The sequence below is a fragment of the Pseudoxanthomonas sp. CF385 genome, from assembly GCF_900104255.1.
GTDB lineage: Bacteria > Pseudomonadota > Gammaproteobacteria > Xanthomonadales > Xanthomonadaceae > Pseudoxanthomonas_A.
Genome location: NZ_FNKZ01000001.1, coordinates 1,097,763 through 1,109,183, shown reverse-complemented (window position 1 = coordinate 1,109,183; position 11,421 = coordinate 1,097,763). Strand labels below are relative to the sequence as shown.

The window sequence follows — 11,421 nt, the reverse complement described above, 5'->3', positions numbered from 1 at the left end:
ATCGACGAGGCTCAAAGGGCGATCGATGGAGCAAAAAGGGCCATCGATGGCTTTCCGAGCCCGATCCTTGGCACTCCGAGCTCATCTCCGCCCCGGCGGCTAGGCCTCGCGCGAGCGCCGGTAGGGATTGAACAGCTGCAGCAGCCACGGCTTCTGCGCCAGCACCAGGCTGACGCCCACCCGGTCTTCCGCCGGGAGCGTGGCGTCGCGGGCCAGCAGCGCGTCGAACTCGCGCGCGACTTCCTCCAGCCGCTGGCGCAGTTGCTTCACGCCGTCGATGCTCAGGCTGCCGCTGAGCAGCAGCAGCGCGTCCTGCTCGCCATCGAAGGCGTCGGCGAAATAGTCGGTCAGCAGCGTGTGGCGGAAGTAGCGCTCCATCGGGCCATCGGCGCGCCAGCGGAAGTTGCGCGCCGTCAGCGCACGGCCGCGATTGCCGGGCATGAGTTCGATGATGCCCAGCCGGTCCAGCTTCACCAGCAGCCCGGTCCACTGCGCCGGCGAGAAGCCGAAGTGGCCCAGCGCGTCCTCCTGCCGCCAGCGGTTGAGGGTCAGAAACAGCGCCAGTAGCAGGGTGGGCTCGTCGACCAGCGCCTGCTCCTGCGCCTCGCTCAGCAGCGCCATCGCCTTGCGCCCGCGCGAGGCCTCGGCGCTGAGTTCGGCCAGGCCCACGTCGAGCACCTCGCAGATCTGCTCCAGCCGCTGCAGGCTCATCGCGCGACGGGAGAACATGCGCTTGACCGCCGCTTCGCTCATCCGGATCCGGCCGGCCAGCTCGCGGTAGGTCATCGCCTGTGCGCGCAGGCAACGCTTCAGTGCATCAATCAGGTCGACCGAGACCGCCATCGGTAGCGCATTCCTATACCGGGTGATGCGCAGGAGCTTACCTCGTCTATGCCGGTTGAACCGGGACACGGGCCGGGGCAAGGCTGCGGCACCCCGGAGGTTCCCGCATGCCCCGCCTGATCGCCCGCTCGCTGACCCTCGCCCTGGCCACCTCCCTGTCCGGCGGCCTGGCCCTCCCCACCCAGGCCGCACCGCAATCCGACGGCGCCAGCCGGATGTCGCAGGCCAGCCTGGAGGCCTCCATCGAAGTGCCGGTGGCGGTGATCCACGCGCTGGGCCATGGCGCCTCGGCCGTGGTCACCGGCGTGGCGGTGGTGGCCGGCAGCGTGGCGGTGACGGTTTCCGTCGCCGCGGCGGGCGCGGTGGCCGGCGCCTCGTTCGTGGTCTACCTGAGCGTGGAGGCGATCCGCCGCCTGGGCATCGCGGTCGGCACGGCGATCAGCGTCACCGTGGTGGCGACGGGCTGGATCCTCAGCGCCGCCGGCGAAGCGCTGTGCTTCATCGCCAACGATGCCGCGCGCCCGCACATCCACAGCCATCGCTACGGCGGGTGATCGCATGCTGCGCGCGCTCGCGGTGGCCAGTTTTGTCTTCGTCCTCGTGCTGCCAGGGACGGCACACGCGGGCGATGCCTGCAAGCAGATGGAGATGCCGCCGCAGAAGGTGGCCGAGGCGGCGCGCACCGCGCTGCTGGCGGCGCAACAGCTGGACGAGGTGGATGCGCCCGTCGCCCTGCTCGCCCGCGTCGGTACCGATCTTTCCAGGCAAGGCTTGGTCTACAGCCATGCCGGCTTCGCCGTGCGCGACAATGCGCACGGCCGCTGGACCGTGGTGCACCTGCTCAACGAATGCGGCAGCGACCGCTCGGGCCTGTACGCACAGGGGCTGGTGAACTTCTTCGCCGACGATCTGGTGAACCAGGACCTGCGCATCGTGTGGTTCACGCCCGACGTCGCTGAGCGGCTCGCCGCGCGCCTGCAACAGATGCCGCGCCACAGCCTGCACCACCCGCGCTACAACCTGATCGCCCGGCCGGGCAGCGAGGACTACCAGAACTCCACCGCCTGGATCGTGGAAGTGATGGCGGCCGCGTTGGCTGACCATGGCCTCTACGACCGCCGCAGCGCCTACGCCTACGCCCGCGGCGACGGCTTCGTGCCCGACACCGTGCACATCGCATATTCCAAGCGCGTGTTGGGCGGCCTTTTCTCAGCGAACACCGACTTCACCGACCATTCCGTCGGCACCCGCCTCTCCGGCGACTATCCCGTCGTCACCGTGCGCGCGATCTTCCGCTGGCTGGAACGCAGCGGGCATGTGCGCGAGCAACGGGAATGGCGCGGTGGCGTGCGGCAGCGTGCGATGGGGCCGGCTTAGCCGCCTTTCATGAGGAAATCGACATGTTCCTGACCCTGCTTGCCGTCACGCTGTTGCTGTCCGCCACCGTCGCCTGGTGCGTGACGTGGATGTTCTCCAAACCCATCGACCGCATCCTCACCCGCATCATCGCCGACGACATCAGCAAGGCGTGGTTGCGCTACATGCAGTTCGCCACGCTCGTGGTGGGTGTGTCGTCCGGCGTTCGCATCCACGAGCTGGAGCGCTACATCACCGCCCCGCAATGGATGGACAAGGAAAAGGCGCAGATCATCGCGCTGACGACCGAACGCTGGGTGCTGGAGGTCTACCGCACCATCATCGAGACGTTGCAGGGCATCGCCTGGATGCTGCTGGCGTTCTTCGCCGTGGCGTTGCTGGCGTATGTGGTGGTGAGGCTGTCGGAGCTGAAGCGGGCGGCGTCCTCCGCGGCTCCGTAGGGTGGGCCTTGGCCCACCATCGACGACACGATCACGCGCGGTGGGCCAAGGCCCACCCTACGATCAGGTCGGGATCAGCGTCGAGATGACGTGTTCGAGGTAGGTCTCGAATTCTTCCGAGGTCATGCGCGGCTGCTGCAGTTGCAGCGACAACTGCAGGAAACCGACATAGGCCGCGTAGGTCAGGCGCGCACGGTGCGTGGCGTCGGTGCGCTGCAGGCCCGCCTGGCGGAACATCGCCACCAGGTACTCCAGGCGACGCTGCGAGATGCGGTCGATCACCGGCTGCACGGACGGATGGTCCAGCGCTTTCAGCAATTCGCTGTAGATGATGTGCGGCTTCACTTCATGGCCGACCAACTGGAACAGCGCGCGCAGGCGCTCGCGCGGATCGGCCACCTGCTCCAGGCTGCCGAAGATGCTCTCCTGTTCCACCGCCTCCCAGCGTTCCAGCGCCGCCTGCAACAAGGCATCGCGCGACGGGAAGTGCCAGTAGAAGCTGCCCTTGGTGACACCGAGCCGGCGTGCCAGCGGTTCCACCGCCACGGCCGAGACACCCTGCTCCGCGATCAGGTCGAGGGCCGCCTGCGCCCAGTCGTCCGCGCTGAGGCGCGCGTTGCGGGTCGGCGTGGCGGAGGAGCTGTCAGGGCTGGGTGTGTTCATGTTCCGCATTTAACCATACGGCGCGGTGTGTAGCGGTATGTATGCTGCGCCGCACAACAAATAAAGCCAAATCAATCGGTTGCATGCGAAACGCCTTTCGCGAACCGATTGACTACTCTAAATGCGAGAGCCCATACTTGACCGTATGGTGAAGAGCACTTCTCCCGCCCATGACGCCGCCACCGCCACCCCTGTCGGTGCACCGGATCGCGTCTTGAGCGGACAGGGCGATTTCGCGCTCGCCGTGCGCCGCTTCCCTTCACCGCGTGCACTTCAGGGCCACCCTGCACTTATCTATGCGCATGGCTTCGGCCAGACGCGCGGCGCGTGGAACCGCACCGGCCAGGCCATGGCCGCGCACGGTTACCCCGGGCTGGCGTACGACGCGCGCGGCCACGGCGACTCGGACCGCAATGCCGCGGACCAGCCCTACACGGGCGACCAGTTCGCCGACGACCTGATCGTGGTGGCCGGCGAACAGCCGGAACCGCCGGTGCTGGTCGGCGCGTCGATGGGCGGCCTGTTCGGCCTGATCGCCGAATCGCGCTGGCCGGGCTTGTTCCGTGCCATGGTGCTGGTGGACATCACCCCGCGCTGGGAACATGCCGGCCTGCAGCGCATCCTCGCCTTCATGACCGCGTTCCCGGACGGCTTCGATTCGCTCGAACAGGCGGCGGACGCCATCGCGGCGTACCAGCCGCAGCGCCGCACGCGCAAATCGCCCGACGACCTGCGCGAACTGCTGCGCGAAGGCGCCGATGGCCGCTGGCGCTGGCACTGGGACCCGCGCCTGGTCGACGAACTGGCGCGCGACAGCGCCCAGCACCAGGACGCCATCGCCGAGGCCGCGCGCCGCGTGCAGTGTCCGGTGCTGCTGATCAGCGGCGGCCGCAGCGACCTGGTCTCGGAGAAGACCGTCGAGGAGTTCAAGCTGTTGGTGCCGCACGCGCGCCACGTGCACCTGCCGCAGGCCACCCACATGGTGGCCGGCGACGACAACGACGCATTTACCGCCACCGTGCTGGAATACCTGGCAGGCCTGTCGGCCGCACCGGGTAATGCCGAGTCCGATGTAACCGAATCCGTGTCCGGAGCAACCCCATGAGCATCGCCATCCCCTTCCTCGCGTTCCTGCTGGCGGGCGCGTTCGCCGCCTACCACCGGCTCCGGCTCGCCTACTGGGCGGCCATCACCGCCAGCCTGCTGGTGGCGTGCTGGTTGCTGGGTGCCAATCCCACGGCGACCCTCGTCGCGGCGCTGGTCGTCGTGGCAATCGCGGTGCCGCTGCTGATCCCGGCGATCCGCAAGCCGCTGATCACCGCGCCGGCGCTGGGCTTCCTGCGGCGCGCACTGCCGCCGCTGTCGCAGACCGAGCGCATCGCGCTGGAAACCGGTTCGGTCGGCTTCGAGGGCGACCTGTTCACCGGCGATCCCGACTGGAACAAGCTGCTGGCCTATCCCAAGCCGCAGCTCACCGCCGAAGAGCAGGCCTTCCTGGACGGCCCGGTGGAAGAGCTGTGCAAGATGACCAACGATTGGGAAATCACCCACATCCACGCCGACCTGCCGCCGGAGCTGTGGGACTACATCAAGAAGAACAAGTTCTTCGGCATGATCATTCCGAAGCAGTACGGCGGCCTGGGTTTCTCCGCGCTGGCGCACCACAAGGTGATCCAGAAGATCGCCTCGGTCAGCAGCGTGGTCAGCTCCACCGTCGGCGTGCCCAACTCGCTGGGCCCGGGTGAGCTGCTCAACCACTACGGCACGCAGGAACAGAAGGACTACTACCTGCCGCGCCTGGCGATCGGCCAGGAAGTGCCCTGCTTCGGCCTGACCGGTCCGTTCGCCGGCTCCGACGCGACCTCGATCCCCGACTACGGCATCGTCTGCAAGGGCGAATGGAACGGCGCGAACGTGCTGGGCCTGCGCCTGACCTTCGACAAGCGCTACATCACCCTGGCACCGGTCGCCACGATCATCGGCCTGGCCTTCCGCATGTACGACCCGGATGGCCTGCTGGGCGACACCCGCGATATCGGCATCACCCTGGCGCTGCTGCCGCGCGATACCCCCGGCGTCGACGTCGGCCGTCGCCACTTCCCGCTGAACTCGCCGTTCCAGAACGGCCCGATCCACGGCCGCGACGTGTTCATCCCGCTGAGCCAGCTGATCGGCGGCGTGGAAATGGCCGGCAAGGGCTGGAACATGCTCAACGAGTGCCTGGCCGTGGGCCGCTCGATCACCCTGCCCTCCACCGCCAGCGGCGGCGCCAAGTTCGGCGCGCGCGTCACCGGCAGCTATGCGCGCATCCGCAAGCAGTTCGGCCTGTCGGTCGGCCGCTTCGAAGGCGTCGAGGAGGCGCTGGCCCGCATCGGCGGCAAGGCGTATGCGATCAGCGCGCTGTCGCAGGCCACCGCCGCCGCCGTGGACCGTGGCGACGTGCCGTCGGTGCCGTCGGCCATCGCCAAGTACCACTGCACGAACATGGGCCGCGACGTCGCCAAGGACGTGATGGACATCGTCGGCGGCAAGGGCATCATCCTGGGCCCGCGCAACTTCGCCGGCCGCGCGTGGCAGGCCTCGCCGATCGCCATCACGGTGGAAGGCGCGAACATCATGACGCGCAGCCTGCTGATCTTCGGCCAGGGCTCGATCCTGTGCCATCCGTACATCATCAAGGAGATGCGCGCGGCGCAGGACCCGGACACCAAGGCCGGCATCCAGCAGTTGGACGCCGTGCTGTACCCGCATATCGGCGGTGCGATCTCCAACGCCGTGCGCTCGTTCTGGTTCGGCATCACCGGCTCCAAGATCGGCAGCGTGCCGGGCGATGCGTACACCAAGAAGTTCTTCCGCAAGCTGGACCGCTACGCGGCCAACCTGGCGCTGCTGACCGACATCTCGCTGGGCGCGCTGGGCGGCAAGCTGAAGTTCAAGGAATCGCTGTCCGGTCGCCTCGGCGACGTGCTCAGCCACCTGTACATGATGGGCGCGGTGCTCAAGCGCCACCATGACGAAGGCGCGCCGGAAGCCGACAAGCCGCTGCTGGCCTGGGCCTTCCACAACAGCGCCTACGAGATCGAACTGGCGCTGTCGCAGGCGCTGCGCAACTTCCCGATCAAGCCGCTGGGCTGGCTGCTGTGGCCGGTGGTGTTCCCGTTCGGTCGCCGCGCCGTGGCCCCGGGCGACCGCCTGAGCCATCGCGTCGCCATGCTGCTGATGGCGCCGAATGAAGCGCGCGACCGCCTGGGCCAGGGCGTGTTCCTGACTCCGTGCGAGAACAACCCGGGTGGCCGCATCGACAGCTACCTGGCTGCGGCGGTGGCCGCCGAGCCGGTGGAGCGCAAGTTCCTGAAGGCGCTGAAGACCAAGGACATCGAAGCCCTGGACTACAGCGCGCAGCTGGATGAAGGCGTGCGCGAGGGCTGGATCACCGTGGAAGAGCGCAAGCAGCTCGAGGAACTGCGCGCGATCACGCTGGACACGATCACCGTGGACGATTTCGACGTGCACGAGCTGCGCGCCGCCAGCTACTACGACCTGCCGCAGAACAAGCGCCAGCCGCGCGAAGCGGCCTGACGCCACCACCACCGGAAGACACGACGACGGCGGGCATGTCCCGCCGTCGTCGCACCAGGAGCCCACGATGAGCGCCGACGTCCTCGCGATCTACCGCAACCTGAGCCGCAAGCCCCTGGGCCACTGGCTGTTCTCGCGCCTGATCTGCTTCAAGGCGCCCTATTTCGGCAGCATCGGCCCGCGGATGACGCGGCTGGAGCCGGGCTGCGGCGAGGCGACGATCCGGCACCGGCGTTCGGTCACCAACCACCTCGGCACCGTGCATGCGATCGCGCTGTGCAACCTGGCCGAATTCGTCGGCGGGCTCACCACCGACGTGAGCATCCCGCGCGCGATGCGCTGGATCCCCAAGGGCATGACCGTCGAATACCTGAAGAAGGCCGTCGGCACCATGACCGCGGTCGCCACCCCGGCCTTCGAGCCGCGCGAATCCACCGACGGCTATGAGCTGCCGATGGACGTGGTGGTCAGCAACCCGCAGGGCGAACCGGTGTTCCGCGCGCGCATCAGCATGTGGGTGTCGCCGAAGGCCGGCAAGGGCGGCTGACATGCTGGTGGCCGCCGCCGCGTTGATGTTCCTGCTGGGGCTGGCGCATTCGGTCTTGGGCGAACGCTACCTGCTCATCCGCCTGTTCCGCCGCCCCGATCTGCCGAAGCTGCTCGGCGGCACGGCGTTCACCACGCAGACGCTGCGTTTCGCATGGCATCTGACCACGGTCATCGCCTGGGGACTCGCGGCCGTGGTGCTGCAGGTCGGTGATCTGCCCGATGCCGACGGACGCCGCATCGCCACCACCCTGGCCGTCACGCTGGGACTTTCCGGCTTGCTGCCGCTGATCTTCACTCGCGGCCGCCACCTGTCGTGGGTGGTGCTGTTCGCGTCGGGTGGGTTGTTGCTGGCGTGGTCGCTGCGCTGATCGCGCAGCCGGCGCCTTCCCCGCGTCTCGCTCAGATGAACAACACGGCGGCCAACGCCGCGATGGCGGGCAGGCCCTGCACGTAGAAGATGCGCCGGCTGACACTCCACGCGCCGTACAGCGCGGCGACGACGACGCAGAGCAGGAAGAAGACGACGACGTTCCATTGCGAGGTCGCCAGGCCCCACACCAGGCCGGCGGCGAGGAAGCCGTTGTAGAGCCCCTGGTTGGCGGCTAGCACGCGGGTGGTCTCGGCCTTCTCGGGTGTGTTGCGGAAGGTCCTGAGGCCCGCAGGCTTGGTCCAGAGGAACATCTCCAGCACCAGGAACCAAGCGTGCAACGCCGCCACCAGCACCACCAACACCGCTGCGATCACATCCATCCGCGCCTCCCGTCGTTGGCGGGAAGCATAACGTCAACCCGGGATTGCGTGGGCTTCCTGCGCTCGGGTGCGAAGACACTCCGCCGCGTCACTGCGGGTCGTGCGGAATCTTCTTCTCCTCGCGCAGCAGCCGCCACGCGCTGGCGGTCATCACACCGGCGATCAACAGGCCTGCACCGAACACCACCTGCGAGCCCAGCACCGAAAGCGCCTTGTAGGTCCACGAGAACGTGATCTCCCCCCCACGGAAGAACGCCGTGTCGATCGCCGCACCCGCCTTGTAGCGCCATTGCCGGTCGACGCGCGTGTAGATGGTTTCGCGCCCCGGCTTCATCAGCGAGAACTCGTTGGAGCGCGTCACCACCTGGACGATGCCGACCACGATGGGCAGGGGCGACGCGGTCAGCACCGCGAAACCGAGCAGCAAGGCCGCCATGGGGATCAGGAGCACCGGCGCCAGCCCGAAGCGCGACAGCAGCCAGCGGGTGGCGAACAACTGCACGATCAAGGTCAGCACGTTCACCGCGATGTCGATGCCGGCGTAATACGCGGTGCGCGCCTCGGCGGTGGCGAAGCCCTCGCGCGCGATGACCGCCTGCTCGTTGTAGAGCAGCTGGCCGATGCCGACGCCCAGGAACACCAGCGCCGCCAACCAGCGCAGCAGCGGCTCCTTCGCGATCAGCTTCAACCCGGCCAGCACGTCGCCGCCCATCGCGCTCTCGTTGTCGCGGCCGACCTTCGCCTCGCGCAGCAACGCCCAGCCGCGCAGGCGCCAGATGCACACCACGCACGCCGCCAGGAAGGTGGCGGACACCAGCATCAGGTTGGCCAGGCCGACCTTCTCGGCCAGCGCGCGCGTGATGAGCGGACCGGTGAAGGCACCGACAGTGCCGGCGGCGCCGATGTAGCCGTAGTACTTCTTCGCATCGGCGTGGGAGAACACGTCGGCCATGAAGCTCCAGAACACGGCCACCGAGAACACGTTGAACACCGTCACCCACAGGAAGAACACCAGTCCGCGCCCGGCGACCTGGCTGTCGAACAGCAGGTGGAAACCGAGCAGGCACACGATGAAGAAGCCGAACAACACCGGCAGGAACACCCGGCGCGGCAGGCGGCTGACCAGCGCGCCGTAGATCGGCTGTGCGATCAGGATCAGGATGAAGGAGCAGGTGGACAGCACCTGCAGGATCAACTCCTTCAACGGAATGCCGCGCGCGGCGAAGAACCCGATCATCGCCGGCGGGAACACCGCTTCGACATCGCTGGACGCACCCATCGCGTCGCGCACCGGCCGCAGCACGTAATAGCCGGACAGCAGGCAGAAGAAGTAGACGAAGGACCACAGCAGCGGCGGCGATTCGGACATCGCCGAGCGGAACCGGCCGAACCGGGAAGTCGCTGCGGGGGACGGGTCCATGGTCTGCGGCCTGCGATCGCGTCTTCGGCGCGGGCAAGGCCCGCCTGTGGCGCGCAAGGTATCCGATGCACTGCAACATCGCCAGCGTTTTTGCGGACCCACCGACGCCCAGGCCCCGGCCCGCTCCGATGCGGCGCGCGAAGGCAGGACGGCAGAGCATTTGCTCTATCCCCCGCCGCTAGGTTCGGCCGGTCTTTGTCATTGGGCTGCATGTGTACGACTACATCATCGTGGGCGCCGGTTCCGCCGGCTGCGTGCTGGCCCACCGCCTCAGCGAAGACCCCGCGTGCCGCGTGCTGTTGCTGGAAGCCGGTCCACGCGACTGGCACCCCTTCATCCACATGCCGGCCGGGCTCGCCAAGCTGGTCGGCCAGAAGGGCGTGAACTGGAACTACGACACCGCGCCGGAGCCGCACCTGGACAACCGGCGCCTCTGGTGGCCGCGCGGCAAGGTGCTCGGCGGATCCAGCTCGATCAACGCGATGTGTTACATCCGCGGCGTACCGCAGGACTACGACGACTGGGCCGCAGCCGGTGCCGAGGGCTGGGACTGGAACAGCGTGCTGCCCTACTTCCGCCGTTCGGAACGGAACAGCCGCGGTGGTGACGCCCTGCACGGCGCCGAGGGCCCGCTGTACGTCTCCGACCTGCGCTACACGAACCCGCTGTCGGCCGCCTTCATCGAAGCCGGCGTGCAGGCCGGCCATGCGCGCAACGGCGACTTCAACGGCCCGGCGCAGGCGGGCTTCGGCCTCTACCAGGTCACGCAAAAGAATGGCGCCCGCTGTTCTTCGGCCGTGGCCTACCTGGACCCGGCGCGCGATCGCCAGAATCTCGACATCGTCACCGGCGCGCTGGTCCGCCGCGTGTTGCTGGAGAAGGGTCGCGCGATCGGCGTGGCCTATGCGCGCGACGGCCACGAAGTGATCGTCCGCTGCGAGGGCGAGGTCCTGCTCAGCGGCGGCGCGATCAATTCGCCGCAACTGCTGATGCTGTCGGGCATCGGTCCTGCCGACCACCTGGTCTCGCACGGCATTACCGCGCGGCACACCTTGCCCGGCGTGGGTGCGAACCTGCAGGACCACCTGGACATCTGCACGCTGCAGCACAGTACCCAGCGCGTCACCTACGACCGTACCAGCGAACTCAAGACCGCGTTCGACTACTTCCTGCGCGGTCATCGTGGCCCGGGCAGCAGCAACATCGCCGAAGCCGGCGCCTTCGTCCGCTCGTCGCGGGCGCCGGACGAGCGCCCGGACATCCAGATGCATTTCGTCCCGGCGATGCTGGACGACCACGGCCGCAACCGGCTGCCCGGCGACGGCTACACGGCGCACGCCTGCTTCCTGCGCCCGCGCAGCCGCGGCCGCATCCTGCTGGCGAGCGCCGACCCGCGCGCGGATGCGCGGATCGAGGCGAACTACCTGGGCGACCCGGAAGGCTTCGATCTGAAGATGATGGTCGAATGCGCCAAGCTGTCGCGCGAGCTGTTCGCGCAGCCCGCGTTCGACGCCTACCGCGGCGCGCCGATCCACCCGACGCGCAGCGACCTGTCCGACGCCGAACTGGTCGCCTTCATCCGCGCCAAGGCCGAGACGGTGTACCACCCGGTCGGCACCTGCCGGATGGGCACCGACGCGGAGGCCGTCGTGGACCCCTCGCTGCGCGTGCACGGGCTGGAGGGGCTACGCGTGATCGACGCCTCGGTGATGCCCACGCTGATCGGCGGCAACACCAACGCGCCGACCATCATGATCGCGGAGAAGGCGGCGGACATGATCCGCCACGCCTGACGCGCCG

At 68.2% G+C, this 11,421-nt stretch carries 12 protein-coding genes; 8 read left to right on the top strand and 4 right to left on the bottom strand.

Annotated features, from left to right (window positions below; all coding sequences use genetic code 11):
* Nucleotides 1-99: 99 nt before the first annotated feature.
* Complete coding sequence (locus BLT45_RS04895; protein ID WP_093295877.1) at nucleotides 100-843, bottom strand: helix-turn-helix domain-containing protein; 744 nt, start codon at nucleotides 841-843, stop codon at nucleotides 100-102.
* A gap of 107 nt (nucleotides 844-950) precedes the next feature.
* Here BLT45_RS04895 and BLT45_RS04890 point away from each other — a divergent pair, with 107 nt between their 5' ends.
* From BLT45_RS04890 to BLT45_RS04880, 3 genes are read left to right on the top strand one after another with little or no spacing between them, the layout of a single operon-like run.
* The gene (locus tag BLT45_RS04890) at nucleotides 951-1,397 is read left to right on the top strand and encodes a hypothetical protein (RefSeq protein ID WP_093295874.1); all 447 of its coding nucleotides are present in this window, start codon (nucleotides 951-953) and stop codon (nucleotides 1,395-1,397) included.
* Between the two features lie 4 nt (nucleotides 1,398-1,401).
* The gene (locus BLT45_RS04885) at nucleotides 1,402-2,220 is read left to right on the top strand and encodes a DUF2145 domain-containing protein (protein ID WP_175455727.1); all 819 of its coding nucleotides are present in this window, start codon (nucleotides 1,402-1,404) and stop codon (nucleotides 2,218-2,220) included.
* A gap of 23 nt (nucleotides 2,221-2,243) precedes the next feature.
* Entirely contained in the window at nucleotides 2,244-2,660 is a 417-nt protein-coding gene (locus tag BLT45_RS04880; protein ID WP_093295868.1) for a hypothetical protein, read from the top strand.
* Nucleotides 2,661-2,723: 63 nt separating this feature from the next.
* On the opposite strand, the gene BLT45_RS04875 is transcribed toward BLT45_RS04880, so the two are convergent.
* Complete coding sequence (locus BLT45_RS04875) at nucleotides 2,724-3,332, bottom strand: TetR/AcrR family transcriptional regulator (protein ID WP_093295865.1); 609 nt, start codon at nucleotides 3,330-3,332, stop codon at nucleotides 2,724-2,726.
* 235 nt (nucleotides 3,333-3,567) lie between these two features.
* Between BLT45_RS04875 and BLT45_RS04870 the strand changes: the two genes are divergently transcribed.
* The 4 genes from BLT45_RS04870 to BLT45_RS04855 all read left to right on the top strand — a co-directional run bounded on the left by BLT45_RS04870 (nucleotide 3,568) and on the right by BLT45_RS04855 (nucleotide 7,819).
* Nucleotides 3,568-4,428 (top strand): alpha/beta fold hydrolase, encoded by an 861-nt coding sequence (locus BLT45_RS04870; RefSeq protein ID WP_343123877.1) that lies wholly within the window; start codon nucleotides 3,568-3,570, stop codon nucleotides 4,426-4,428.
* The gene (locus BLT45_RS04865) at nucleotides 4,425-6,902 is read left to right on the top strand and encodes an acyl-CoA dehydrogenase (protein WP_093295859.1); all 2,478 of its coding nucleotides are present in this window, start codon (nucleotides 4,425-4,427) and stop codon (nucleotides 6,900-6,902) included. Before BLT45_RS04870 ends, BLT45_RS04865 begins: the two co-directional genes overlap by 4 nt.
* A gap of 67 nt (nucleotides 6,903-6,969) precedes the next feature.
* Nucleotides 6,970-7,449, top strand: coding sequence for a hotdog fold domain-containing protein (locus tag BLT45_RS04860; RefSeq protein ID WP_093295857.1), 480 nt, complete (start codon nucleotides 6,970-6,972; stop codon nucleotides 7,447-7,449).
* Nucleotide 7,450: 1 nt separating this feature from the next.
* A complete protein-coding gene (locus BLT45_RS04855; protein ID WP_093295854.1) occupies nucleotides 7,451-7,819 on the top strand; it encodes a hypothetical protein in 369 nt (122 codons plus the stop codon).
* Nucleotides 7,820-7,850: 31 nt separating this feature from the next.
* On the opposite strand, the gene BLT45_RS04850 is transcribed toward BLT45_RS04855, so the two are convergent.
* Nucleotides 7,851-8,201, bottom strand: coding sequence for a DUF1304 domain-containing protein (locus BLT45_RS04850; RefSeq protein WP_093295852.1), 351 nt, complete (start codon nucleotides 8,199-8,201; stop codon nucleotides 7,851-7,853).
* Between the two features lie 88 nt (nucleotides 8,202-8,289).
* Nucleotides 8,290-9,621 (bottom strand): NTP/NDP exchange transporter, encoded by a 1,332-nt coding sequence (locus tag BLT45_RS04845; RefSeq protein WP_093295850.1) that lies wholly within the window; start codon nucleotides 9,619-9,621, stop codon nucleotides 8,290-8,292.
* Between the two features lie 212 nt (nucleotides 9,622-9,833).
* Between BLT45_RS04845 and BLT45_RS04840 the strand changes: the two genes are divergently transcribed.
* Nucleotides 9,834-11,414, top strand: a complete 1,581-nt coding sequence (locus BLT45_RS04840; RefSeq protein ID WP_093295848.1) for a GMC family oxidoreductase — start codon at nucleotides 9,834-9,836, stop codon at nucleotides 11,412-11,414.
* Nucleotides 11,415-11,421 lie beyond the last annotated feature (7 nt).